Origin of the sequence: Nocardia sp. SSK8 (assembly GCF_037034205.1) — a bacterium.
GTDB lineage: Bacteria > Actinomycetota > Actinomycetes > Mycobacteriales > Mycobacteriaceae > Nocardia.
Window position 1 is genome coordinate 126790 of record NZ_JBAGKD010000007.1, and the last position, 24568, is coordinate 151357.

At 68.7% G+C, this 24568-nt stretch carries 27 protein-coding genes and 1 pseudogene; 15 read left to right on the forward strand and 13 right to left on the reverse strand.

Annotated elements, in window-relative coordinates; genetic code table 11:
• Nucleotides 1-8 precede the first annotated feature (8 nt).
• Nucleotides 9-632 (reverse strand): uracil phosphoribosyltransferase, encoded by a 624-nt coding sequence (gene upp / locus WA675_RS15535; protein WP_336085141.1) that lies wholly within the window; start codon nucleotides 630-632, stop codon nucleotides 9-11.
• Between the two features lie 143 nt (nucleotides 633-775).
• On the opposite strand from upp, the gene WA675_RS15540 reads away from it, so the two are divergent.
• The 5 genes from WA675_RS15540 to WA675_RS15560 are packed head-to-tail and all read left to right on the forward strand — an operon-like array spanning nucleotide 776 to nucleotide 4200.
• On the forward strand, nucleotides 776-1105 hold the full coding sequence (locus WA675_RS15540; protein WP_336085143.1) for a hypothetical protein: 330 nt from the start codon (nucleotides 776-778) through the stop codon (nucleotides 1103-1105).
• On the forward strand, nucleotides 1102-2238 hold the full coding sequence (locus WA675_RS15545; protein ID WP_336085145.1) for a C40 family peptidase: 1137 nt from the start codon (nucleotides 1102-1104) through the stop codon (nucleotides 2236-2238). The genes WA675_RS15540 and WA675_RS15545 overlap by 4 nt, the downstream gene beginning before the upstream one ends.
• Nucleotides 2235-2588, forward strand: a complete 354-nt coding sequence (locus WA675_RS15550; RefSeq protein WP_336085146.1) for a hypothetical protein — start codon at nucleotides 2235-2237, stop codon at nucleotides 2586-2588. The genes WA675_RS15545 and WA675_RS15550 overlap by 4 nt, the downstream gene beginning before the upstream one ends.
• Nucleotides 2585-2938, forward strand: coding sequence for a YbaB/EbfC family nucleoid-associated protein (locus WA675_RS15555; protein ID WP_336085147.1), 354 nt, complete (start codon nucleotides 2585-2587; stop codon nucleotides 2936-2938). The genes WA675_RS15550 and WA675_RS15555 overlap by 4 nt, the downstream gene beginning before the upstream one ends.
• A gap of 20 nt (nucleotides 2939-2958) precedes the next feature.
• Nucleotides 2959-4200 carry a primosomal protein gene (locus WA675_RS15560; protein ID WP_336085148.1) on the forward strand — a complete coding sequence of 414 codons (1242 nt, stop codon included), beginning with the start codon at nucleotides 2959-2961 and terminating at the stop codon, nucleotides 4198-4200.
• Nucleotides 4201-4254: 54 nt separating this feature from the next.
• Here WA675_RS15560 and WA675_RS15565 read toward each other — a convergent pair whose 3' ends face one another.
• From WA675_RS15565 to WA675_RS15575, 3 genes are all read right to left on the reverse strand, one after another.
• Entirely contained in the window at nucleotides 4255-5352 is a 1098-nt protein-coding gene (locus WA675_RS15565) for an adenosine deaminase (protein WP_336085150.1), read from the reverse strand.
• A 194-nt stretch (nucleotides 5353-5546) separates the two neighbouring features.
• Nucleotides 5547-6935, reverse strand: a complete 1389-nt coding sequence (locus WA675_RS15570; protein WP_336085151.1) for a thymidine phosphorylase — start codon at nucleotides 6933-6935, stop codon at nucleotides 5547-5549.
• A gap of 19 nt (nucleotides 6936-6954) precedes the next feature.
• Nucleotides 6955-7368, reverse strand: a complete 414-nt coding sequence (locus WA675_RS15575) for a cytidine deaminase (RefSeq protein WP_336085152.1) — start codon at nucleotides 7366-7368, stop codon at nucleotides 6955-6957.
• A 290-nt stretch (nucleotides 7369-7658) separates the two neighbouring features.
• Between WA675_RS15575 and sdhC the strand changes: the two genes are divergently transcribed.
• Genes sdhC through WA675_RS15595 form a run of 4 tightly spaced genes read left to right on the forward strand, consistent with a single transcriptional unit; the run spans nucleotide 7659 to nucleotide 11055 of the window.
• Nucleotides 7659-8063, forward strand: coding sequence for a succinate dehydrogenase, cytochrome b556 subunit (sdhC, locus tag WA675_RS15580; RefSeq protein WP_336085153.1), 405 nt, complete (start codon nucleotides 7659-7661; stop codon nucleotides 8061-8063).
• A 1-nt stretch (nucleotide 8064) separates the two neighbouring features.
• On the forward strand, nucleotides 8065-8499 hold the full coding sequence (locus tag WA675_RS15585; protein ID WP_336085154.1) for a succinate dehydrogenase hydrophobic membrane anchor subunit: 435 nt from the start codon (nucleotides 8065-8067) through the stop codon (nucleotides 8497-8499).
• A gap of 16 nt (nucleotides 8500-8515) precedes the next feature.
• Nucleotides 8516-10285: a succinate dehydrogenase flavoprotein subunit gene (sdhA, locus tag WA675_RS15590; RefSeq protein ID WP_336085155.1), complete on the forward strand. Its 1770-nt coding sequence runs from the start codon at nucleotides 8516-8518 to the stop codon at nucleotides 10283-10285.
• On the forward strand, nucleotides 10285-11055 hold the full coding sequence (locus WA675_RS15595; RefSeq protein ID WP_336085156.1) for a succinate dehydrogenase iron-sulfur subunit: 771 nt from the start codon (nucleotides 10285-10287) through the stop codon (nucleotides 11053-11055). Before sdhA ends, WA675_RS15595 begins: the two co-directional genes overlap by 1 nt.
• Before the next feature lie 65 nt (nucleotides 11056-11120).
• On the opposite strand, the gene WA675_RS15600 is transcribed toward WA675_RS15595, so the two are convergent.
• Nucleotides 11121-11726 carry a dihydrofolate reductase family protein gene (locus WA675_RS15600; RefSeq protein WP_336085157.1) on the reverse strand — a complete coding sequence of 202 codons (606 nt, stop codon included), beginning with the start codon at nucleotides 11724-11726 and terminating at the stop codon, nucleotides 11121-11123.
• A gap of 260 nt (nucleotides 11727-11986) precedes the next feature.
• On the opposite strand from WA675_RS15600, the gene WA675_RS15605 reads away from it, so the two are divergent.
• Nucleotides 11987-12394, forward strand: a complete 408-nt coding sequence (locus WA675_RS15605; RefSeq protein ID WP_336085158.1) for a hypothetical protein — start codon at nucleotides 11987-11989, stop codon at nucleotides 12392-12394.
• Between the two features lie 173 nt (nucleotides 12395-12567).
• On the opposite strand, the gene WA675_RS15610 is transcribed toward WA675_RS15605, so the two are convergent.
• Together WA675_RS15610 and WA675_RS15615 are read right to left on the reverse strand one after the other, a co-directional pair.
• On the reverse strand, nucleotides 12568-12960 hold the full coding sequence (locus WA675_RS15610; RefSeq protein ID WP_336085159.1) for a hypothetical protein: 393 nt from the start codon (nucleotides 12958-12960) through the stop codon (nucleotides 12568-12570).
• 126 nt (nucleotides 12961-13086) lie between these two features.
• A complete protein-coding gene (locus WA675_RS15615; protein ID WP_336085160.1) occupies nucleotides 13087-14136 on the reverse strand; it encodes a fructosamine kinase family protein in 1050 nt (349 codons plus the stop codon).
• Between the two features lie 182 nt (nucleotides 14137-14318).
• On the opposite strand from WA675_RS15615, the gene WA675_RS15620 reads away from it, so the two are divergent.
• Nucleotides 14319-15548, forward strand: coding sequence for a cytochrome P450 (locus tag WA675_RS15620; protein WP_336085162.1), 1230 nt, complete (start codon nucleotides 14319-14321; stop codon nucleotides 15546-15548).
• Nucleotides 15549-15576: 28 nt separating this feature from the next.
• The gene (locus WA675_RS15625; RefSeq protein WP_336085163.1) at nucleotides 15577-16308 is read left to right on the forward strand and encodes a TetR/AcrR family transcriptional regulator; all 732 of its coding nucleotides are present in this window, start codon (nucleotides 15577-15579) and stop codon (nucleotides 16306-16308) included.
• Here the strand turns inward: WA675_RS15625 and WA675_RS15630 are convergent.
• Both WA675_RS15630 and WA675_RS15635 read right to left on the reverse strand, forming a co-directional pair.
• Entirely contained in the window at nucleotides 16305-16973 is a 669-nt protein-coding gene (locus WA675_RS15630; RefSeq protein ID WP_336085164.1) for a JAB domain-containing protein, read from the reverse strand. The two genes, WA675_RS15625 and WA675_RS15630, sit on opposite strands and share 4 nt — an antisense overlap.
• A gap of 82 nt (nucleotides 16974-17055) precedes the next feature.
• Nucleotides 17056-17241 carry a type II toxin-antitoxin system VapB family antitoxin gene (locus WA675_RS15635; protein ID WP_336085165.1) on the reverse strand — a complete coding sequence of 62 codons (186 nt, stop codon included), beginning with the start codon at nucleotides 17239-17241 and terminating at the stop codon, nucleotides 17056-17058.
• Between the two features lie 257 nt (nucleotides 17242-17498).
• Between WA675_RS15635 and WA675_RS15640 the strand changes: the two genes are divergently transcribed.
• The gene (locus WA675_RS15640) at nucleotides 17499-18395 is read left to right on the forward strand and encodes a phenylalanine 4-monooxygenase (protein ID WP_336085166.1); all 897 of its coding nucleotides are present in this window, start codon (nucleotides 17499-17501) and stop codon (nucleotides 18393-18395) included.
• A 154-nt stretch (nucleotides 18396-18549) separates the two neighbouring features.
• Nucleotides 18550-19233, forward strand: coding sequence for an ester cyclase (locus WA675_RS15645; protein ID WP_336085167.1), 684 nt, complete (start codon nucleotides 18550-18552; stop codon nucleotides 19231-19233).
• Here the strand turns inward: WA675_RS15645 and WA675_RS15650 are convergent.
• Complete coding sequence (locus WA675_RS15650; protein ID WP_336085168.1) at nucleotides 19230-19838, reverse strand: TetR family transcriptional regulator; 609 nt, start codon at nucleotides 19836-19838, stop codon at nucleotides 19230-19232. The genes WA675_RS15645 and WA675_RS15650 overlap by 4 nt on opposite strands.
• Nucleotides 19828-20907: pseudogene (locus WA675_RS15655) on the reverse strand (MFS transporter); the annotation flags it as partial. The pseudogene WA675_RS15655 and the gene WA675_RS15650, both read right to left, overlap by 11 nt.
• Nucleotides 20908-21048: 141 nt before the next feature.
• On the opposite strand from WA675_RS15655, the gene WA675_RS15660 reads away from it, so the two are divergent.
• Nucleotides 21049-22359, forward strand: a complete 1311-nt coding sequence (locus WA675_RS15660) for a D-alanyl-D-alanine carboxypeptidase family protein (RefSeq protein ID WP_336085169.1) — start codon at nucleotides 21049-21051, stop codon at nucleotides 22357-22359.
• An 18-nt stretch (nucleotides 22360-22377) separates the two neighbouring features.
• Here the strand turns inward: WA675_RS15660 and yhjD are convergent, their stop codons facing one another.
• Both yhjD and trpS read right to left on the reverse strand, forming a co-directional pair.
• Nucleotides 22378-23400, reverse strand: coding sequence for an inner membrane protein YhjD (gene yhjD / locus WA675_RS15665; RefSeq protein ID WP_336085170.1), 1023 nt, complete (start codon nucleotides 23398-23400; stop codon nucleotides 22378-22380).
• Nucleotides 23401-23440: 40 nt separating this feature from the next.
• The gene (gene trpS / locus WA675_RS15670) at nucleotides 23441-24472 is read right to left on the reverse strand and encodes a tryptophan--tRNA ligase (RefSeq protein WP_336085171.1); all 1032 of its coding nucleotides are present in this window, start codon (nucleotides 24470-24472) and stop codon (nucleotides 23441-23443) included.
• Nucleotides 24473-24568 lie beyond the last annotated feature (96 nt).

The window sequence follows — 24568 nt, forward strand, 5'->3', positions numbered from 1 at the left end:
CAGCGGGTTCAGCGGGGGCCGAATTGGCGGTCGCCCGCGTCGCCGAGGCCGGGGACGATGTAGGCGTTCTCGTTGAGTTTCTCGTCGACGGCCGCGGTGACCAGGCGGACCGGCAGGCCCGAGTCGGCCAGCGCGGCAATCCCTTCGGGGGCGGCGACCACGCAGACGGCGGTGATGTCGGTGGCGCCGCGGGCGACCAGGAGGTCGAGGGTGTGGCGCATGGAGCCGCCGGTGGCCAGCATCGGGTCGAGGACGAAAACGGGCAGGCCGGTCAGGTCCTCGGGCAGCGATTCCAGGTAGGGCACCGGCTGATGGGTCTGCTCGTCGCGGGCGATGCCGACGAAACCGACCCGCGCCTGCGGCACCAGTTCGGCGGCCGCGTAGACCATGCCCAGGCCCGCGCGCAGCACCGGGACCAGCAGCGGCGGGGCGGCCAGGCGCACGCCCTCGGTCACCGCCACCGGCGTGTCGATGGGCTCGCGCAGTACGGGCGCGTCGCGCAGCGCCTCGTACATGAGGATGCCGGTGAGATCGCCCAGAGCATTGCGGAAAGTGGCGTTGTCGGTGCGGGCGTCGCGCATGGTGGTGAGCAGCGTCGCGGCGAGTGGATGGTCGACAGTGTCGGTGCGCATGAAAAAACGATAGGGTCGCCAGGCGTTGCCGGTACGGCCGCTGGGGAAATTTTCGGGTTCGAGGGAACCGAATGCGGCGTCGGCGCGTCCAAACTGATGAATGACGTACTCTGCCCGGAAACTCGAGGATTGGGGGAAGTTCGATGCGGAAGATGTCGGCCGATGCCGAGGGCATCGTCGCCTACAGCGCGCAAGCCGGAACGATGTCGGCGGAACTGGCGACGGCGGCGGCCGGTGCGGTGGCCTCCGATCCCACGCTGCTCGGCCCGGTCATGGGCCTGATCGGTGGTGACTTCGTCACCGCCTACTCCGCGGCGCACGCGGGCCACGTGGCTTCGATCGCCCAGTTGTCGGCGGTGATGGCGAGCATGGGCGCGGCCACGGCCAGCGCGGCCACCACCCTCGTCGACACCGACCTCAACAACGCCGCCCCGCTCACCGCGGCCGCGGGCGACCTGGGTGCGGGCGCATGATCGACCTCTCCGGCCTGGCCCAGCCGCTGGCCGACCTGCTGTCGAGCTTCGGCACCGGTGTCCTCGGCACCGGCGGCGCCTCCGACGGCCTGCGCGCGACCTCGACCAATCTGGACCAGATCTATCAGCTGGGCCGCAACAGCATCAACAACGTCAACACCGCGTGGGACGGCCAGGCCGTCGACGCGGCCACCGCCAAGGCGCTGCGGGTGCAGAACTCCTCGGCCAACCTGTCCGACAACGGCACCGGCATGGCCACCGTGCTCGACCAGGCCGCCGCCTACGTGCAGACCGGCCAGAAGGAACTCGACACCATCGTCCAGTCCTTCCTCACCGACGTCTCCGCGCTCAGCCCCACCCTGGGCACCCCGGTCGGCCTGGCCGCCGTGGTGAGCTCGGCGATCGACCACATCGGCCAGGGCCTTGGCGTCGTCGGCCGGGTGCAGGACGAGCTGGGCACCCAGACCGCCGCCATCCAGGAACTCACCCCGGCGCCGTCGAGCACCCAGCTGGCCAGTGTGTCCAGCGGTGCGACCAACCTCGCCTCCACGGTGAGCTCCGGCCTGCTGTCCACCGCGACCAGCACCGGCGGTTCGCTGCTCAGCACGGTCGGTTCCACGGTGTCGTCGCTGATGACCACCAGCGGTGACACCTCCACCAAGAGCACCACCACCAACGGCGGCAAGACGACCACCACCACGCCCGGCACCACCACCGGTTCCACGGGTGACGGCACCGGCGTCAAGATCACCCTGCCCGACGGCAGCGTGGTCGAGGCCCCCAACGAGGAGGCCGCCACCGCCGTCCGCGCGGCCATCGGCGCCTGCGGCACCCCGTATGTCTGGGGCGGCAACGATCCCACCTCGGGCATCGACTGCAGTGGTCTCACCAAGTACGCCTACGGCGAGGCGGGCGTCGAACTGCCCCGGCTCGCCCAGGAACAGCACATCGGACACCCCCAGGTTTCCCCCGGTGACCTGCAACCGGGCGACCTCGCCGTATGGGACGGCCATGTCGCCATGGTGGTCGGTAACGGGCAGCTCGTCGAGGCCGGCGACCCGGTCTCGATCAGTTCCATCCGAACGGAGAACAGTGGTATGGAGTTCTACGGCTTCTACAGGCCGACCGAATGACCGGCGCGCCGATGCCCGAGGTCCCCAATGTGGAGACCGCGGTCAGCAGCAACCGGTCGGGCACCATCTCGGTCCGCGCGACCAGCATGGGCCTGCCGATCGCGATCAAGTTCGAGCGCAGCGAGTACCAGTACGGTGCGCAGGCGCTGGCCGATGAGATCCTGCGCCTGACCAAGCGCTCGACCATCGCCGCCGCCGCGCGCCTGCGCGAGGTCTACAGCGAGCAGGCCCAGATCCCCGATCAGCTGCTCGACAAGATGAACCTGCCGACCAGGCGCCAGGCGGTCGAGGAGCTCGACCGCATCGACGACGCCGATACCGGCCAGACGAGTTGGATGAGGCCGCTGTGAGCGCGGAAATGGACGCCCTGGTCGCCGGGGTCACCGGAAAACTCGAGGCGCTGGAGGCCGCGCTCTACGGGTTGAAGCAGGTCAACGGGCGTTTCACCACCGAGGACGGGCTGGTCACCGCCGAGGTGAACAGCGACGGCGCCCTGGTGGCGCTGTCACTGGACGAGGGCATCACCGCCCTGGCCCCCGCCGAGGCCGCACAGCTCATCCTCTCGGCCTGCAAGCAGGCCACCGAGACCGCCGGAGCCGAGCGTTCCAACATCATTGCGACACTGAACGAATCGCTCACCGGAGGCGCCGGGCAGCCGGACGGACAATTAGCACCCGGGCCGGATAGTGCCCGGCGCTGAAGCTCGATAGGCTTCGCGTCATGGCTTCTGGAGACATCGTCCCGATCGAGCTCGGTCTGACCGATGGCGATCTCGTCACCCTGTGGGCTCCGCGCTGGCGCGACGGTGACGACGACTGGGAGGCGTTCCTCGGTCACGAGGACGACCTCTACGGTTTCGAGTCGGTGGCGGAGCTGGCGGCGTTCATCCGCACCAACTCCGACAACGACCTCGTCGACCATCCGTCGTGGGCGGTGGTCGCCGGGCTGTCGGCGGCCGAGCTGGAGCCGGAGGAGAACTTCAGCTTCGATCTGGTCGCGGTGCCGGAGCTGGCCGCGGGCGACCCGGACGCCGAGGTCGTCGGCGAGCTCGAGGACACCCTCGCGATGGTGCGCAATATCGGCGAGGTCTGCGAGCTCGAGCCCGTCATCAAGTTCTTCGAGGACAACGCGGTGCTCGAGACCCTCGCCGGGGGCGTCCGCACCTACGCGGGACGCGACGGCGAGGAGCTGTGGGATCAGCTCGGTGCCGCCATCGTCAAGGGCTGGGACGACGTGCTCGACGCCATCGACGGCGTGGTCACCACGCCCGAGGTCGACGCGGCCGCGGTCGCGGTGGCCGAGGCGGAGCTGCTGGCCGCCGAGGAGAACGAGGTCGACGCCGACGACGCCGCCGACGAGGACGAGGAGTTCGAGAACGTCGACCTCACCGCCGAGGACGAGGACGAGGAGGACGAGTCGTTCTGGCACGAGGTCGGCATCGACCCGGTCAAGATCGTCACCTCCGACGGCGAGCACTACACACTGCGCTGCTACCTCGACGACGAGCCGATCTTCCTCGGTGACGGCCGCTCCATCACCGTCTTCGGCTCCGAGCGCGCGCTGGCCCGCTACCTGGCCGACGATCACGAGCACGAGCTGGCCCGGGTCTCCACCTTCGCCGAGGTGCAGACCGCCGCGGTCGACGGTTCGCTCGAGATCGAGGTGACCGACGAGAACGTCTACGTGCTCACCGGCCTGGTCGACGACCTGGCCGAGGGCCCTCAGGCGGTCGATATCGAACAGCTCGACCTGGTGGTGGAACTGATCAGCGACGCGGCCGACTACGCCGGCGACGACAGCGTGGAGCAGGCGCTGGCCTCATCCAACCCGCTGGGCTGGTACGTCTCCTACCTGCTCAACCCGGACCCCAACCGGATGGCGCCCAACCCGCCGTTCGCCAGCGAGGCCCAGTCCTTCCGTGACCTGCAGCGCGCCTTCGAGGCCCGCCTGGTCAGCGAGTAGGACCCGACGCGCGAGCAGGGGCGGTGCCGATCCGGTGCCGCCCCTGCTCGCGTCTCAGCCCAGCAGCACCGCGTAACCGGGCTTGATCACCTCGTCGATGATCTTCAACCGGTCCGGGAACGGGATGAACGCCGACTTCATCGCGTTGATCGTGAAGCGCTCCAGATCGCTCCAGCCGTAGCCGAAGGTCTCGACCAGCTTGAGCATCTCCTCGCTCATACTGGTATCGCTCATCAGCCGGTTGTCGGTATTGACCGTGACGCGGAAGCGCAGCCGGGCCAGCAGGTCGAAGGGGTGCTTGTCCAGCGAGGGCACCGCGCCGGTCTGCACATTCGACGACGGACACAGTTCCAGCGGCACCCGCATATCGCGCACATAGTTCGCGACCAGCCCGAGCTGAGCATCCTCGATCGCACCGGGGACGCTGATGTCGTCGGTGATTCGCACGCCGTGTCCCAGCCGGTCGCAGCCGCAGAAGGCCAAGGCCTCGTGGATCGACGGCAGCCCGAAGGCCTCGCCCGCGTGGATCGTGAAGTGCGCGTGGTTGGCCCGCAGGTATTCGAAGGCGTCGAGGTGCCGGGTGGGCGGGAACCCGGCCTCGGCACCCGCGATATCGAACCCACCCACGCCCGCATCGCGGAAACGCACCGTGAGCTCAGCGATCTCGCGCGAGCGGGCCGCGTGCCGCATGGCGGTGAGCAGACAGGTCACCCGGATGACCTGGCCCCGCTCAGCCGCGATTGCCTCACCCTCCCGGAATCCGGCGAGGGTGTGCTCGACGACCTCGTCGAGCGTGAGCCCCTTCTCCAGATGCTGTTCGGGCGCGAAGCGCACCTCGGCGTAGACCACGCCGTCGGCGGCCAGGTCGATCGCGCACTCCCTGGCCACCCGCCGCAGACCCTCCGGTGTCTGCATCACGGCCACGGTGTGGGCGAAGGTCTCCAGATAGCGTTCGAGCGAGCCGCTGTCGGCGGCATCGCGGAACCAGGCGCCGAGACTCTCGGCGTCGTCGGCGGGTAGCTGGTCGTAGCCGCAGTCCGCGGCGAGCTCGAGCACCGTCGCCGGGCGCAGACCACCGTCGAGGTGATCATGCAGCAGGGCCTTCGGGGCTTGGCGGATCGAAGCGAGGTCGAGGGGCATCGGTCCAGTCATACGGAAACGTTAGCCGGGAGTCCGCGTCCCCGCGACGCATCCGCGGTCCCGATCCGCTCGAACGCCAGCGCGCCCGGTTGCCGTCCGGCTCGACCTCGATCGCCACCGTGCCGTCGAGCACGCGCGGCGCGTCGGCGGCATGCGGTGGGGTGCACAGTACGGCTCGCGCCCGGCGAGATCAGCCGCGGTGCGCGTCAGCCGATGCGGTCGAGAATCAGCTCGCCCGGTTTGCCGTCCGGGTTCGTCTCGATCGTCACCGTGCCCGCCAGCGACCGCAGCGCGTCGGCGAAGGCGTCGGGAGTGTCGGTGTGCAGGGTGAGCAGCGGCTGACCGGCCACGACCGTGTCCCCCGGCTTGGCATGCATCTCGACCCCGGCGCCCGCCTGGACGGCCTCGCCCTGCCGGGCCCGGCCCGCGCCCAATCGCCAGGCGGCCAGCCCAACGCCCATCGCGTCGAGCCGGGTCAGCACGCCGGTGGATTCGGCCCGGACGATCTCGGTGTGCCGGGCGGTCGGCAGGGCGGCCGCCGGGTCGCCGCCCTGGGCCCGGATCATCGCGTGCCAGTGGTCCATCGCCCGGCCGTCGGCCAGCACTCGGGCCGGATCCACGTCCAGCCCGGCCTGCTCGACCATCTCGCGAGCCAACGTGAGCGTCAGCTCGACCACGTCGGCCGGTCCGCCACCGGCCAGCACCTCGACCGATTCGGCCACTTCCAGCGCGTTGCCCGCCGTCCGCCCGAGCGGGGTGTCCATGGCGGTGAGCAGCGCGACCGTGCGCACTCCGGCGTCGCGGCCGAGTTCGACCATGGCGGTGGCGAGTTCCCTGGCCTCGTCGAGAGTCTTCAGGAACGCCCCGCAACCCACCTTGACGTCGAGTACCAGCGCCGCGGTGCCCTCGGCGATCTTCTTGCTCATGATCGAGCTCGCGATCAGCGGGATCGACTCGACCGTGCCGGTGACATCGCGCAGCGCGTAGAGCCGCTTGTCGGCGGGGGCCAGCTCGGCACCGGCCGCGCAGACCACCGCCCCGATCGCCGGGTCGGCCAGGATCTCGCGCATCCTCGGCACGCTGACATCGGCCCGCCAGCCCGGGATCGACTCGAGTTTGTCCAGCGTGCCGCCGGTGTGCCCGAGCCCGCGCCCGGACAGCTGCGGCACCGCCGCCCCACAGGCCGCCACCAGCGGCGCCAGCGGCAGGGTGATCTTGTCACCGACGCCACCGGTCGAATGCTTGTCGACGGTGGGCCGGGGCAGGTCGGTGAAGTCCATCCGGCTGCCCGAGGCGATCATCGCCGCCGTCCACCGGGCCGTCTCGCGCCGGGTCATCCCACGCAGCAGGATGGCCATGGCCAGCGCCGACATCTGCTCGTCGGCCACGATCCCCCGGGTGAACCCGTCCACCACCCAGTCGATCTGCTGGTCGGTGAGCTCCCCACCGTCGCGCTTACTCCTGATGACCGAAACCGCGTTGAGTGCTGTTCCGCCTCCCCGCGCCGTCAGGCCAGACTCAGCAGCGGGCGGGCTTGCGCTGGCGACCGGCGGCAGGTGGGTAGAGCGTTCGTTCGTCCCCGGCGAGTTACCCATGTGCTCACTAAATCAGTGGTTACCGGCCTTTGTCAGTCCGACCGGCCGCGAGATCATCGGGCCCGAACGCATGGGGCAGCAGTTCGGCCAGCGTCACCGACCCCTGCGCGTGCGCCACGAGCAGCTCCGCGCCCCCGTGCTCGAACAGCAGCTGGCGGCACCGCCCACACGGCATCAGGATTTCCCCCCGGGAATCGCTCACCGACACCGCGATGAGACGCCCGCCACCCGTCGCGAATAAGTTACCGACGAGTACACATTCGGCACACAGCGTTAGTCCATATGAGACATTTTCCACATTGCATCCGCTCACAATTCGCCCGTCCGCGGTGAGAGCAGCGGCGCCAACCGGGAATCCCGAGTAAGGCGCATACGCCTGACGCATAGCCTGAATTGCCTTGTCATGCAAGGTATTCCAGTCGATTTCGGGCATCGCGAACCTCCGGCCGATCACGCCGGACACGTCGATGAACGGGCCCGCGCACCAGTATCCGGCAACGAGAAAGGTAAACCTAACTCGGCCGTTTCGCACGCAACGCGCGGCACGCCGAATTAGTTCCGCGAAACAGAGAGGATTAGAGTTCACCGAAGATCGGTTCAGGTTCCCGGCGGCGGGCCAGCGCTCGAGAACACAGCGCAGCCACCTGGGCATTTGCCTCTCCACGCATGCCGGCGTCGGATCTGTGACCGGGTCCATCAACGACGTTGGAGGCACCGCACTCTATGAGCACGATAGAAGCTCCGGCTCCGGCCCAGCCGAAGCGCAAGACGCTGTACCGCGGCGACCCGGGCATGTGGTCGTGGGCGCTGCACCGGATCACCGGTGTCATGCTGTTCTTCTTCCTCTTCGTCCACGTGCTGGACACCGCGCTGGTCCGGGTCAGCCCCGAAACCTACGACCACGCGATCGAGATCTACAAGACGCCGCTGGTCGCCCTCATGGAGATGGGCCTGGTCGTCGCGGTGCTCTACCACGCGCTCAACGGCGTCCGCCTGATCCTGGTCGACTTCTGGTCGCAGGGCCCGCGCTTCCAGAAGCAGATGCTGTGGATCGTGCTGACCATCTGGGTTCTGGTCGCCGCCGCGGGCGTCGGCCGCCAGTTCTTCTACCTGCTGACGGAGCACTGATATGTCTGCACCTGTCCTCGGCAAGTCCTACGACCGCCCGGCCAGCCTCGACGCCCCCCGCTCGCCGCGGGCCTCGACCAACGGCAACTTCGAGAAGTACGCGTGGCTGTTCATGCGCTTCTCCGGCCTGCTGCTGATCGTGCTGGTGATCGGCCACATGTTCATCATGCTGATGATCGACGGCGGCGTGAACCGGCTGAACTTCGCCTTCATCGCCGGTCGCTGGTCCAGCCCGTTCTGGCAGTTCTGGGACCTGAGCATGCTCTGGCTGGCCCAGCTGCACGGCGGCAACGGTCTGCGCACCGTCATCGATGACTACTCCCGCAAGGACTCCACCCGGTTCTGGCTCAAGACCGTGCTCGCGGTCTCGATGATCCTGGTGATGAGCGTCGGCACGTACGTCATCTTCACCTTCGACCCCAACATCACCGGTTAGGAACAGGCCACCTCGCATGAGTGAATCCCGTCCGATTCAGGAGCATCGCTACGACGTCGTCATCGTCGGCGCCGGTGGCGCGGGCATGCGCGCGGCGATCGAGGCGGGCCCCCGGGCTCGCACCGCGGTCCTGACCAAGCTCTACCCGACCCGCAGCCACACCGGCGCGGCACAGGGTGGCATGTGCGCCGCGCTGGCCAACGTCGAAGAAGACAACTGGGAGTGGCACACCTTCGACACCGTCAAGGGTGGCGACTACCTCGTCGACCAGGACGCCGCGGAGATCATGGCCAAGGAGGCCATCGACGCGGTGATGGACCTGGAGAAGATGGGCCTGCCGTTCAACCGCACGCCCGAGGGCAAGATCGACCAGCGTCGTTTCGGTGGTCACACCCGTGACCACGGCAAGGCGCCCGTGCGTCGCGCGTGTTATGCCGCCGACCGCACCGGTCACATGATCCTGCAGACGCTCTACCAGAACTGCGTCAAGCACGACGTGGAGTTCTACAACGAGTTCTACGTGCTCGACCTGGTGATGACCGAGTCCGACCGGGGCCCCGTCGCCACCGGCGTCGTCGCCTACGAGCTGGCCACCGGCGAGATCCACGTCTTCCACGCGAAGTCGATCGTGTTCGCCACCGGCGGCTCGGGCCGCATGTACAAGACCACCTCGAACGCGCACACGCTGACCGGTGACGGCATGGCGATCGTGTTCCGCAAGGGCCTGCCGCTCGAGGACATGGAGTTCCACCAGTTCCACCCGACAGGCCTCGCGGGCCTGGGCATCCTCATCTCCGAGGCGGTCCGTGGTGAAGGTGGCATCCTGCGCAACGCCTCCGGCGAGCGCTTCATGGAGCGCTACGCCCCCACCATCAAGGACCTCGCGCCGCGTGACATCGTCGCCCGCTCGATGGTGCTCGAGGTGCTGGAAGGCCGTGGCGCCGGGCCGAACAAGGACTACGTCTACATCGACGTGACCCACCTCGGCGAGGACGTGCTCGAGGAGAAGCTGCCCGACATCACCGAGTTCGCGCGCACCTACCTGGGCGTCGACCCGGTCAAGGAGCTCGTGCCGGTCATGCCGACCTGCCACTACGTGATGGGCGGTATCCCCACCCGCATCCGTGGTGAGGTGCTGCGCAACAACACCGACGTGGTCCCCGGCCTCTACGCCGCCGGTGAGTGCGCCTGTGTCTCCGTGCACGGCGCGAATCGTCTGGGCACCAACTCGCTGCTCGACATCAATGTCTTCGGCCGCCGCGCGGGCATCGCCGCCGCGGAGTACGCCAACCGCACCGAGTTCGTCGAGATGCCGGAGAACCCGGCGCAGATGGTGCAGGACTGGCTGACGCTGATCCTGTCCGACCACGGCAACGAGCGCGTGGCCGACATCCGCACCGAACTGCAGTACACGATGGACATGAACGCCGCCGTGTTCCGCACCGAGGACACCCTCAAGCAGGCCCTCACCGACATCCACGTGCTCAAGGAGCGCTACACCCGGATCACGGTGCAGGACAAGGGCAAGCGCTACAACAGCGACCTGCTCGAGGCCGTCGAGCTGGGCTTCCTGCTCGAGCTGGCCGAGGTCACCGTCGTCGGCGCGCTCAACCGCAAGGAATCGCGTGGCGGTCACGCCCGCGAGGACTACCCGGATCGCGACGACGTGAACTTCATGCGGCACACCATGGCCTACAAGGAGGGCCCGGAGCTCATCTCCGAGATCCGCCTCGACTTCAAGCCGGTGGTGCAGACCCGCTACGAGCCGATGGAGCGTAAGTACTGATGACTGCTGTAGCCGAACCCACCACGCAGAAGCCCGCGCCCGTTCCCGAGGGCTCGGTCATGGTCACCGTCAAGGTGGCCCGGTTCAGCACCGAGGACGACAAGGGCGCCTACTGGGATTCGTTCCAGGTGCCGGTCCTGCCGACCGACCGCTTCCTCAACGTGCTGATCTACATCAAGTCCTACCTGGACGGCACCCTCACCTTCCGGCGCTCCTGCGCCCACGGTGTGTGCGGTTCGGACGCGATGCGGATCAACGGCGTGAACCGGCTGGCCTGCAAGGTGCTGATGAAGGACCTGCTGCCCAAGGGCGACAAGACCCTCACCATGACCGTCGAGCCCATCCGCGGCCTGCCCGTGGAGAAGGACCTCATCGTCGACATGGAGCCGTTCTTCGACGCGTTCCGTGCCGTGAAGCCGTACCTGATCACCTCGGGTAACGAGCCCACCCGCGAGCGCATCCAGTCCCAGCACGACCGCGCCCGCTTCGACGACACCACCAAGTGCATCCTGTGCGCCTGCTGCACCACCTCCTGCCCCGTGTACTGGAGCGACGGCAGCTACTTCGGCCCGGCCGCGATCGTGAACGCCCACCGCTTCATCTTCGACAGCCGCGACGAAGCCGCCCGCGAGCGCCTCGACATCCTCAACGACGTCGAAGGCGTCTGGCGCTGCCGCACCACCTTCAACTGCACCGACGCGTGCCCCCGCGGCATCGAGGTCACCAAGGCCATCCAGGAAGTCAAGCGAGCCCTCCTCTTCGCCCGCTGACCTCCCCCGGTCCTACGAAGGCCGCCTTCATCCTGGCGATGAAGGCGGCCTTCGTCGTGTCGTGACTACTCCTGCGCGAGATGGGTTTTCGCGTCGTCGTAGGAGCCGCCGGGGGCGGCGGGGTCGCTGGTGTAGACCAGGTGCAGGACGCCGGTTGTGAAGGCTTCCGAGGAAAGCAGGCGGAGGGGGATCGTGGTGCCGTCCTCGAACAGGCGCTCGCCCTTGCCGACGGCGATCGGGTGTACGAGCAGGTGGAGTTCGTCGAGCAGGCCCGCGGCCAGCAGCTGACGGACCACCGAGACCGAGCCGCTGATGGCGATGTCTCCGCCCTGCTCGTTCCGCAGCGCGGCGGCGGTCTCGGTCAGCTCGCCGTCGAGGCGCTCGGAGTTGCGCCAGGTGTAGTCCCGGTCCTGGTGGGTCACCACGAGCTTGCGGGCGTCACCCAGCTTCTTCGCGAAGACGGCGTCGGGACCGCCCTCGGCCTCCCGGACCGGCCACGCCTCGGCGAAGCTGTCGTAGGTGACGCGGCCGAGCAGCAGGGTGTCCGCGCTCCCGAGCTGCGCGTCGACCGCGGCGCCCATGGCGTCGTCGAAGTAGGGGAAGTGCCAGTCCTGCGGGTCGGCGATCACGCCGTCGAGGGACATGAACAGGCCTGCGGTGATCTTCCTCATCGATCTCTCCTCGGTACATGGTGCGGTGGGTTATGTCTTCCGCTCGATAAGACGGGGCCGGGCTCACAAACTCATCGCGGACCGTCGGCCCACCGGCTACCCGAACCCGGCGTGCACCGCCAGGAGGCCGGGCATGCCCACCTCGTCCCCCGCTGACCATTCGCCGTCCAGGCTAGGCTGACCCGGTGTCTGAAGCTTGGATGCCGGTTCTCGGTGAAAGGATGCAGGGAGGCTCCCGCGCGGCCACCCTACTCGGCGCGGTGACCACCCTCGCCGCCCTGTGGCTTCCCCTGTTCACGATCGGCCGAAGCCGCGGGGCACCGAGCTACTCGCTGTGGGATCTGCGGGAGGCAGGCGCGCCCGGTATTCCCCTGCTCTTTCTCGGCGCGATCGTGCTGGCTGCCGATGCGATCACCCCGGATCGATTGCGCTCCAACAGTATTCAAATATGGCTCGCCGGTCTCGCCCTGGCCGAGGCCATCGGCACGGTGGTGGCGCTGGCGCTCGGCTTCTCGCTCGTCCGGGGCATGGTGAGCTCCACCGAACCCGCGATCACCTTCCACCCCGGTCTTCTCGTCCTGATCGTCGGTATCACCGCCACTGTCATCGGTTCCTGGCATCAGCGCCTCGCCGATACCCACGCATCGGGCCCGCGTTCTCGCCGATAGGCCCCGCCGCGTCCGAAACCGGGAGTGCACCGACGCACCGGTGACTACCGCGACTCACGTCGGGCCCTGCGCATCGATGCACTGAGCGTCGCCACAGCTGCCGCCGACACCGTCTCCGTCGCCAACCGGATGAACTCGCGGATCGTGGCGGTGAGTCGAGTGCCGCTACCTGTTCATCCCGGGGCCGCCAACGTCCCGATCACCAGCAGCGGCAGGGTGATCAGGTACGCGACCACGCAGTAGCGGAATACCTTCTCGGCCACGAGGCCACCACCGCGCCCGGTGAGCACTTCCAGTGGGCTGGTGGATTCGTTGTCGCCGCCGTCTTCCAAGGTCAGCGCGCACATCAGCAGCAGAATGTCGGTGACGACGAGCAGCGGCCAGATCGGCGGGGCGACGAATCCGGCGAAGATCAACGGCCCGAACACAATGACGGGCAGCAGACCCAGGCTGACGGCGCTGACGATGACGGCGATGATGGCGAACCAGCCGGTCGCGGTGAGCCGCAGGAGTAGCGCGAGCGCGACGACGCCGATCTGGATGAAGCCCATCGCCGTGGTGGTCACCGAGACCAGCGTACCGACGTCAGCGGGCCGATTCGTCTGAGCCAGGGCGGTGACGCGGAGGCGGACGCTGTGGCCGTGGCCCCGACGCCCGGCCGCCCAACAGTGAGACGCCGCGCCCATGGCCGCCTAGTAGCGGGACTCCGCTCCCCTCGCCGCTTGGTAATGCGACGCCGCGTCCAGGACAGCCGAGCGGTACGAGCGGCCGAAGAGGATGGCGTGGACGAGCAGGATGGGCAGCTGATGCAAGGCGATTCGTGAGCGCCAGTCGGGTGCCAGGGGATGGATATCGTTGTAGGCAGCCAGGATTCGCGGTAGGTGAGGCGCGCCGCCGAAGAGGAAGAGGGTGGCGAGGTCGGTTTCGCGGTGGCCTCCGTGGGCGGCGGGGTCGATGAGCCAGGGGGTGTCGGCGCGGCCCCAGAGGATATTGCCGGGCCAGAGGTCGCCGTGGATGCGGGACGGGGGTTCGGTGGGTGCCTCGATGTGGAGGGATTCGACCAGCCTGGCGTCGGCGGGGTCGAGGGCGCCCGCGTCGACGGCGAGCTTCAGATACGGGAGGATGCGGCGCTCACGAAACCAGGTGGGCCAGTCGTCGCCGGGAGTGTTGTCCAGGGGGAGGCCCGCGAGGAACCCTGCCTGAGGGCAGATGCCCGACGTACCGGCGGTGGACATGATGTCGGCGGCGGGCCGCGTACCGGCGCTCATGGCGGACGCAGCACCAGCGGCGGACGCAGCGCCGGTGGCAGGTAGGGCGCCGGTGGCGAGCGGGCCTGCCACGCCGAAGCGGGCGGCACCTGCCTGGTGAGTGATGGCGAGGGCGGCGCCGAACCGTTCGGCGGCGGCCACGGTCGGCTCGGCGTGGTCGATCCAGGCCAGGAGCAGCAGGTCGTCGGTCGACGCGTAGACCTCGGGCACCGCGACACCGCCGGGCACGCGCAGCCAGTCCAACCCGGCCGCCTCAGCGGCGAACAGTCCCGGCGGTGCGGGCTCGGGTTCGCCGGTGGGGGCGGCCGAGACCCCGCCGGGCCAGGTCTTGAGGAACAGGTGGGTGCCGTCGTCGAGCACGATCCGCTCGGCGACGGCGATCGATCCGCCCGCGACCGGCGTGGTGCGCAGCCGCTGATGGGCCAGGAAGGTCGGCAGCAGGTGCGGGTGCGCACGCAAGAACGGCAGGTCCACCCGGCCATCTTGCCCACATCGCGGGCGACCGGTCGGCGAACGGCCGGAAACGCCTCGTCCACCCCATTAGTTAACGGGTATTACTAAACACTGTTCACAAATGGGTGCGGCGTGGTTTCATGGTCCCAGAACGTGTTCTACATCACCGGCGAGGGCCGCGTGACGGACCGGAGGAGACACCCGTGATCAGCCCGAACATCCCGGCAGGATTCGATTTCACCGATCCCGATCTGCTGGCTTCCCGACTGCCCGTCGAGGAATTCGCCGAGCTGCGCCGCACCGCGCCGGTGTGGTGGTGCGCGCAGCCCGACCGGGCCAGCGGCTTCGACGACGGCGGCTACTGGGTGGTCTCGAAACTGGCCGATATCAAGGAGATCTCCAAGAACCCGGACGACTTCTCCTCGCACGAGAACACCGCGATCATCCGGTTCAACGAGGAGACCACCCGCGAGCAGATCGACATGCTCGGCAATATGCTGATGCTGAATCTGGATCCGCCGCAGCACACCAAGATCCGCCGGATCGTGTCGAAGGGTTTCACCCCGCGCGCGGTGGAGAACCTGCGCGCGGCGCTGACCGAGCGCGCCGAGCGCATCGTGCACGAGGCCAAGAAGTCCGGGCGCGGCGACTTCGTCGAGCAGGTGGCCGTGGAACTGCCGCTCCAGGCGATCGCCGAGCTGCTCGGCGTGCCGCAGGAGGATCGCCGCAAGATCTTCGACTGGACCAATCAGATGATCTCCTACGACGATCCGGAATTCGAGGGCAACCATCACACCGCCACCGCCGAGGTGATGGGCTACGCCTGGAACATGGCCGAGCAGCGGCGCGGGTGCCCGGCCGCCGATATCGTCACCCAGCTGGTGAACGCCGATGTCGACGGCGAGCACCTTGGCTCCGACGAGTTCGCCTTCTTCGTCATCCTGCTCGCGGTCGCGGGCAACGAGACCACCCGCAACTCGATCACCCACGGCATGAAGGCCTTCGTCGACAACCCCGAGCAGTGGGAGCTCTACAAGCAGCAGCGCCCGCGCACCGCCCCCGACGAGATCGTCCGCTGGGCCACCCCGGTGACCGCCTTCCAGCGCACCGCCACCCGCGATCTGGAGCTGGGCGGGCAGCAGATCAAGAAGGGCCAGCGGGTCGGCTTGTTCTACAGCTCGGCCAACTTCGACGAAGACGCCTTCACCGACCCGTTCCGCTTCGACGTGCTGCGCAACCCGAACCCGCACGTCGGCTTCGGCGGCACCGGCACGCACTACTGCGTGGGCGCCAATCTGGCCCGCCTGGAGATCGATCTGATGTTCAATGCGATCGCCGACGCGATGCCGAACCTGCGCCAGGTCGCCGATCCGGTGCGGCTGCGCACCGGCTGGCTCAACGGCATCAAGCGCTGGGAAGTCGAATACGCTTGAGCCACAAGCAGATCGAGGGAGGGGTCGGTTGACCGACGAGCGAGGACGGACCAGGGGCCGGGCGCCGACGGTGACCGACCCCGATATCCGGCGCGTCGCGCGGGCACTGCTGTCGGCACACGGCCCGGACGGCGTCACGCTGCGCGCCATCGCCCGCGAACTCGGCGTCACCGCCCCCGCCCTCTACCGGCACTACGCCTCGCGCGACGAGCTGGTCGAGCGGCTGCGGCTGGAGTTCTGCGCCGAACTGGCCGCGCACCTGTCCGCCGAGATCGACCAGCTCCCCGACGACAGCGCGGTGCGGTTCCTCGCCGTCTGCCGGGGCTTCCGCCGCTGGTCGCTGGCCCACCCGCGCGAATTCACCCTGGTCTTCGCCACCCCCTCCGATCAGCGCACCATGATGCGCCGCTTCGACGAGCCCTTCGGCCGCGTCTTCCTCGCCGCCGCGGGCCGCCTGCTCGCGGGTTTCGACATCGCCACCCCACCGGGCGATACCATCCCGCCCGAACTCCGCGACGACCTCACCGGCTTCCAGACCGAACTGCTGGCCGTGCTCTCCGAGACCGGCCAGAAATTCCCCGCCGAGAAACTCGACCTCGGCACCACCTATCTCATGGTCCAGACCTGGGCCCGTCTCTTCGGCCACGTCACCCTGGAAGTCTTCGGCAACTACCCCATCCCCCTCGCCTCCCCCGAGATCATGTTCGACGCCATGCTCGCCGACCTCGCCCGCACCGCGGGTTTCGACCGCCCCGCCTAGTCCAATGGCGGTGCGGTGGCCCAGCTCTCGCCCGCGATGACGATGTGGTCGAGATAGCGCAGGCCGACGGTGGCGGCGGCCTGGTGGAGCAGGGTGCTGGCGCGGCGGTCGTCCGGGCTGGGGGTGGGATCGCCGGAGGGGTGGTTGTGGACGACGGCGAAGGCGCGGCCGTCGTGGCGCAGGACGGTATTGAGGATCTCGCGGACGGGCACGGCGACGTGGTCGATGGCGCCCTCGGCGACGAAGGCGCGGTGGCGCAGGCGATGCTGGGTATCGCAGATCAGCACCAGCAGCCGTTCGACGCGGGCGCCCGCGAACAGCGGAACGGCGACGTTGGCGACATCGGCGGGGGTGCTCAGGCGAGGCACGGTCCCGGTGGTGCGGGAGCGGGTCCCCAGGTGGAAGGCCGCGATGACGGTGGCGGCCTTGGCGGGGCCGATACCCGCCCGGCGCGCGAGTTCCTCCGGTCTGGCAGCGGCCAGCTCGGCGAGACCGCCGTACTCACCGAGCAGCTGGGCGGCCAGTTCCAGCGCGGAAAGGCCGCGGGTGCCCTGGCAGAGCAGCAGCGCGAGCAGTTCGCCGTCGCTGAGCGCGTGCGGGCCGAGCATGAGCAATCGCTCGCGCGGACGCTGGGCGACGGGCAGATCGGCGATCGGTACCGACATCGGTTCCCCCCTGCGGATCGGTGACGACGCCGATCCTCCCAGCACCCACCGACAGATTCGAGCTACCGCCCAGCGACCGGGGTTATGCGGTCTGCTCGGTGGTGAAGATCGAATCAGCCATCAGGCGTTCGAGGTTGCGTAGCTGACGTTCGTGCACCACGATGCGGCGCAAGGCCTCGTTGACAGTCGCGTTGCTGTCACCTGTGCCCATGATGTCGGCAGCAGCGGCCAGCAGCTGCTGGTCCAGATCTATCCGCAGGGTTCGCACACATCCTCCTCGCCTACGAACGCAATCTTGCGTGATGGACCGCCCGCGCGTGCGCGGATTCACCGCGTCGTTACCGAATCCGGCCTTCGCAACAGCACACAGCAAACCGGCCGCACCCACCGCGCAACCCTCTGACAGCGGGCGGAAATCGCTGGTTACCGCCGGAATCACGGCACCGGTAGCGCCGGAACTGTGCAGTTTGCGCAGTTGTGCGCGTCGGTGTTGTCGCTGCCGCCGCGCGGTGCTTGCCTGGAAGCATGTTCACCGAGGCACAGCTGTACTCGCCGGTGACGCGCGAGCGTGACGGCGATGTGACCGTGCACCTGAGCGCCGACCATCCCGGCGTCGGCGATCAGGAGTACCGCGCGCGCCGCAATGCCATCGCCGCGCTCGCCCTCGACTACACCCCGGACGGCCCCACCCCGCACATCGATTACACCGACGACGAGCAGCGGGTGTGGCGGATCGCCGCGGCCGAACTCGCCGCCAAGCACGCCGTCTACGCCTGCGCCGAGGTGCGCGAGGCCGCCGACCGGCTGGCCCTGCCGCGCGATCACATCCCCCAGCTCGACGAGGTCTCCGCTCTGCTCGCCCCGCTGACCGGCTTCCGCTACGTGCCCGCCGCCGGACTGGTCCCGCTGCGCGAGTTCTTCGGCTCCTTCGCCGAGCGGACCTTCCATTCCACCCAGTACATCCGGCACCATTCGGCGCCGCTCTACACCCCGGAACCCGACGCGATCCACGAGATCATCGGCCATGCCACCCAGATCGCGAGCCCGCGTTTCGCGGCGCTCTACGAAACGGTCGGCGCCGCGGTGGGCAGGCTCGGCACCGACACCGCGCTGAAATTCCTGGCCGATGTGTTCTGGTTCTCGCTGGAATTCGGCGTGGTGCGCGAGGCCGGGGAAATTCGCTGCTACGGCGCGGGATTGCTGTCCTCCTACGGTGAGATCGACGAATTCCGGCGCGCGCAGCTACGCCCGCTCGACGTGGCGGCGATGGGCACCATCAGCTACGACATCACCCATTACCAGCCGGTGCTGTTCTGCGCGGAATCGGTGACCCAGCTCGAGGACGTGCTCGGCGAATTCTTCGCGACAATGGACGACGAGACACCGGCCCGGCTCGGGCACCATCCGCACCCGGTGTCATAGCAAACACCGAATACCTTGGTACAGAACACAGTTCAGCATTTTTCGTTTCTCACATGATGAGACCCGGCAGGCATGGCGGGCCGTTCGGCTGTTACTTTCGACCGGTTCTTCAAGCTTTGTGAAAGGGTCGGGTAGACCGAAAATGACTGTGGACGTGACCGATACGCATGCCTCCGAACCCGCCCCGGAGCCCGAGGCTCCGCTGTGGTTGCAGGGCCGGGAAGCGGTGATCGCCGCGGCGACACCGGACCAGTGGCGCGGCAACGTTCCCGACTACGAACTCAGCCACGAGGTGATCCCGCGCGAGCGCGTCGCCGAGCACGCGCCCGGTTCGCTCGAGGCCATCGTCGAGGATCTGGTGAAGGTCTTCGAGATGGAGGTCTCGCACAAGGCCGACCCGGCCACCTGGCTCTCGGTCGTCGCCGAGCAGTACCGCGGCCGGGTCAACGGCGGGGTGTGGCAGGACGCCGAGGAGTTCGCCCGGATCGGCAGCTACAACATCCTCATCGGCGACAACCCCTACTACGAGTCGGCCAACGAGACCTTCGAGTCCTCGCACAAGATCTTCCACACCGCCTTCCCGGGCGGCTTCTTCTGGGAGGTCCTCGAGGTGCTGTCGGGCCCGCCGACGGTGAGCTTCCGCTGGCGGCACTGGGGCAGGTACGAGGGTGAGTACAAGGGCCACCAGCCCACCGGCGAGCAGATCGAGATGTTCGGTGTGACCATCGCGCGCGTCAGCGAGGACCTGCGCATCGTCGAGCTCGAGCACTTCTACGACAACAACCAGCTGCTCGGCCCGCTGGCGCACGGCTGCCCCGTGCAGCACGGCAAGAACTAGGCGCCGGTGCCGTTCGGTGCGTCCGTGGGCGCGCCGAACGGCAGCCCCGCCCGCAGCAGCTCCAGCGCCCGGCCGACATTCTCGGCATTGACCGGCGTGGTGGTGGCCACCGAGAGCATCATCCCGATCATCGCGCCCGCCGCCACCCGCACCTCGAAGTCGTCGACGGGCCTGCCGGTGTAGTCGGCCAGTAGATCGGCCGCGAGTTCGATGCTGCGCTGGAATTCCCGGCCGATCGCCGAGCGCAGCTCCGGCACGTGATAGAGCAGCGCCTGACGTTCCTGCTCGAAGGCCATTTCCGCCGGGGACAGCCCCGCGAAGACCTGCTCGGCCGCCTTGCGGAAGGCGGTGATGGGGTGCTGGCCGCGGGGCTGCGCCGCCAGCGCCTCGATCATCAGCGGGTCCTGGTCGTCGGCGAGGACCAGCTGTTCCTTGGTCGGGAAGTAGCGGAAGAAGGTACTCGGCGAGACCTCCGCGGCCGCGGCGATCTGCTCGACCGTGGTCTCGGTGTAGCCCTGTTCGCGGAAGAGCCGGAACGCCGCGAGCCGGATGGTTCGGCGGGTGCGTTCCTTCTTCCGCGCGCGAAGTGACATGTCAACCGGCATGTACCGATTCTGCCGCATTCCCCGCCGCGACCGGTGTCGCGCGCCCGAGGACGAACACCGCCCCCAGCGCCGCCAGCGCGCACAGCACCGCGCACACGCCGAGCATGGTGTCCATCCCGGCGACGAAGGCGTGCTGCACCTGGGCCAGCTGGGCCGGGTCACCGTGGGTGGCGGCCACCCCCGCATTGACGCCGTCGGCGATCGGCTCCCGGTCCAGCGCCCCGAGCTCGGCCCGGTACCGGGTGGCCAGCACCGTACCGAGCACGGCGACGCCGATGGTGCCACCAGCCTGCCGAAGTGCTTGCAGCAGTGCCGAACCCGCGCCTGCCCGGCTCGCGTCGAGGTCTCCCATGGCCAGGCCCATCGCGGCGGGCATCACCAGGCCCATGCCCGCGCCGAGCACCGTGATCCACAGGGCGGTGAGACCGTATCCGGAGCCGACGGTGGTCAGCGCCCCGAGGCCCAGACCGGCCGCGAGCACCAGGAATCCACTCACCAGCACCGCGCGCACGCCGAGCCGGGGCAGCAGCACGTCGACGAGCCTGCTGCCGAGCACCACGCCCCCGATCATCGGCAGCAGCCGCAAGCCGCTGCCCAGCGCGTCGACCCCGAGCACGGCCTGGAAGTACTGCGGCACGGTGAAGAACATGCCGAACATCGCGAAGTTCACCAGTATGGAAAACGCGGTGCCCCAGCGGAATCCGGGTGCGGCGAACAGCGCGAGATCGATCAGCGGCTGCGCGGTGCGGCGCTGCCAGGCCAGGAACGCCGCCAGGAGCGCCACTCCCGCGCCCACGCACACCCAGGCGAGCGGTTCACCCCAGCCCTGCTCGCCGATCCGGATGAAACCGTAGGTGAGCCCCAGCATGCCGACCGCCGAGAGCGCCGCACCTGGCAGGTCGACGCGGAAACCGTTGTCGCCGTGGGATTCCGGGACCAGTGTCGCCACCGCGAGCGCGCCGACGATCACCAGCGGCACATTGATCAGGAACACCGAACCCCACCAGTAGTGCTGGAGCAGCCAGCCACCCACTATCGGCCCCAGCGGCAGGCCGATGGCGGTCGAGGTGACCCAGAGCGACGGGTGTCCTCGGTCCGCATATCTCCTCCAGCAGTGACAGTTACTACTTTTTGATAGTAACTCTCATTTGATATGGACTGTCAATACCTCGTGTTGTCCCGCCGCGTGCGCTCGCTAGGCTGCGAGGTGATGAAGATCCGTGACTTCGGCGTGCGCGCCGCCTGCATGCTCGGCGCGTTCGCCGCGGTCGCCGCCCTCGCGGCGCCCGCCCTGGCCATCCCGCCGATCGAGCCCTACGACCCGCCCACCACCGGGTCGAGCACCACCACCACACCCCCGTTCACCACCCCGAACACCGACAGCTGCCCGCAGCGCACGCTGCCGCCCCCGCCGATCGACACCTCCGAGGTGCCCGCGCCGGGCGAGCCGACACCGAGCCCGCTGCCGGTCCCCTCCCCCGCCATCGGTGGCGAGCGGCTCGGCGAATGCGGAGTGGTGCTGCCGACGGGCGCGCCCGCGCTGCCCGCCGACATCTCCGCGACCTCGTGGATGGTCTCCGACCTCGACACCGGCCGCGTACTGGCCGCCAAGGACCCGCACGGCCGCTACCGGCCCGCCTCCACCATCAAGGTGGCGCTGGCCATCGTCGCGCTACGCACCCTCGACCTGGACGACGTGGTGGTCGGCACCCAGGCCGACGCCGATGTCGACGGCACCCGCGTCGGCATCGGGCCCGGCGGCCGCTACACCAACCGCCAGCTCATGCAGGCCCTGATCATGTGCTCGGGCAACGACGCCGCGCACGCCATCGCCGCCCAGCTCGGCGGCGACGAGGCCACCGTGGCGAAGATGAACGCGGTGGCGAAATCGTTGCGCGCCATGGACACTCGCGCCGCCACCCCGTCGGGCCTGGACGGTCCCGGCATGAGTACCTCGGCCTACGACCTGTCGGTACTGTTCCGCGAGGCGATGAACATCCCGCTGTTCGCCGAGCTCATCCACACCGAACAGGTCGACTTCCCCGGCTACCCGGCCAACCCGAAGATCCCCGGCGACGAGGATCACCCCGGCTTCCCCATCGCCAACGACAACCAGTTGCTCTACAACTACGCGGGCGCGATCGGCGGCAAGACCGGCTTCACCGACGACGCCCGCCAGACCTTCGTCGCGGCCGCCGAACGCGACGGCCACCGCCTCGTGGTGACCCTGCTCAAGGCCGACGTGCTCCCGGAGCGGCCGTGGGTGCAGGCGGCCCGGCTGCTGGACTACGGCTTCGCCCTCGACAGCGCCGCCCGCGTCGGCAAGCTCCCCGAAACCGGCAGCGAGGCAGTGCAACCCACCGTGCCGCTGGCCTCGCCCCCACCGCGCGCCGACAGCACCCAGGTCGCGTCCGAGCAACCGGCGCATCAGGGCGCGCGGGTTGCCACCCTGCTCGCCATCCCGCTGGTGGCGGTCGGGCTGCTGCTGTGGGGCCGCCGGATGATGCGCCGCGGCCGCTGAATCGCGGCTCGGCCGGGACTACCGGCGCTTGCCCACCAGCATCAGCGCCAGCGCGGCCACCGCACCGGCCCCGAAGTAGGCCGCGCCCGCACCGGTCGACACACCGTGGTCGACCACGCGCGGCTTGATCACCACGGGGTTCGGCGGCGCGACGGTCGCGGCGTGTTCGTTGTCGGCGGAGGTCGCCGCCCACGCGGTGGCGAACAGCAGGATCCGGTAGGTGGTGTAGCTGAACACCATCAGACCGATGATCGAGCCGAAGGTCGCCCCGGCCGGGCTCGACATCACCATCCGCAGATAGATCGCCGCGACCACCTTGAACACCTCGAACGCCACGGCCGCCAGCGCCGCCGCCCTGGCCGCGCTGCGCAGCGAGACCGGCTCGCGCGGCAACCGGGCGATCATCCAGGCGAACACAGCCCAGGACGCCAGCCAGCCGAGCGCGATCGACAGCAGCGACAGCAGCACCGTCGCCCCGGGCAGATGGTCCAGGCCCATGCTCTCCAGCAGCCGCCTGCCCAGCCCGCTCGCGCCCACCGCCGACAGGCCAAGCGACACCACGAAGGCCAGCCCCAGCCCGATCAGCGCGCCCAGATCCGACAGCTTGGCCAGCCACCACGGCTTGTCCGGGCTCTTGCTGGCCCATTGCTCGGTGAGCGCGGCCCGCACATTCGACATCCACCCGAGACCGGTGTAGAGACCCACCAGCAGACCCAGCACACCGACGGTGCCCCTGGACTTGATGGCCTGGTCGATCAGGTCGTTGATCTGCTCGCCGAAGGAACCCGGCACCAGCTCGACGACCTTCTCCTGCAGCTCCGCGAGCCACTCCGGATGCCCGGCCAGCACGAAACCGGCCGCCGAGAACGCGACCATGAGCAGCGGAAACAGCGACAGCACAGTGAAATACGTGATGCCAGCGGCGAAGAAGTCACCCCGGCTGTCCTTGAAGCGGCCACCGGCCCTGACCAGATGATCCAGCCAGGGCCTGCGCCCGATCTGCTTCTCGACAGCGGCCGAGATGTTCTCGACGATCTGCATGCCACGCGCCCCTTCAGCCGAAAACCCCAGGGGCGCCGGGTCAGCGAGCCAGGAAGCCCACCCGGTCGTACACCTGAGCCAGTGTGTTGCCTGCGATCTCGCGTGCCCGCTCGGCACCCGCGGCCAGGATCCGGTCCAGCTCGGCCTGATCGGCCAGGTACTCCTGCACCTTCTTCTGCACGGGTGTCACGAATTCGACCAGCGCGTCGGCCACCTCGGCCTTGAGATCACCGTAACCCTTGCCCGCGAAATTCTCCTCGAGGTTCACGATCGGGGTGGCGGTCAGCGAGCTCAGGATCACCAGCAGGTTGCTCACGCCCGCCTTGTGCTCCGGGTCGTAGCGGATCTCGCGCTCGGTGTCGGTGACGGCCGAACGCACCTTCTTGGCGGTCACCTTCGGGTCGTCGAGCAGGTTGATCAGGCCCGCGTCGGTGGAGGCGGACTTGCTCATCTTGGCGGTGGGGTCCTGCAGGTCGAAGATCTTCGCCGTGCCCTTGACGATGTGCGGCTCGGGCACGACGAAGGTCTTCTTGAAGCGGGTGTTGAAGCGCTGGGCCAGGTTTCGGGTCAGCTCCAGGTGCTGGCGCTGGTCCTCGCCGACCGGCACCTGGTGCGGGCGGTAGAGCAGGATGTCGGCGGCCATCAGCACCGGGTAGGTGAACAGGCCGACCGTCGCGTTCTCGGCGCCCTGCTTGACCGACTTGTCCTTGAACTGGGTCATCCGGCTGGCCTCACCGAAACCGGTGATGCAGCTGAGCACCCACGACAGCTCCGCGTGCTCGGGCACCTGGCTCTGCACGAACAGGGTGGACTTGGCCGGGTCGATGCCGAGCGCGAGCAGCTGGGCGGCGGCGGACTTGGTGCGCGCGCGCAGCGCCTTGGGGTCCTGGCTGACGGTGATCGCGTGCATGTCGGGGATGAAATACAGCGCGTCGTAGTCGTCCTGCATGGTCACCCAGTACTGCAGCGCACCCAGGTAGTTGCCGAGGTGGAAGGAGTCGCTGGTGGGCTGGATGCCCGACAGCACCCGCTGCTTGCGTTCGGCCGTCGCGGCCGGGGCAGGACTGGACATAGACCAGATCTTTCCATGCCCATCAAACTGTTTTGTCCGGCGGTGCTCCCGAGGGCGCTGCGTGGTCACGCTGCGCTACCGCCTCCGCGCCCGCCG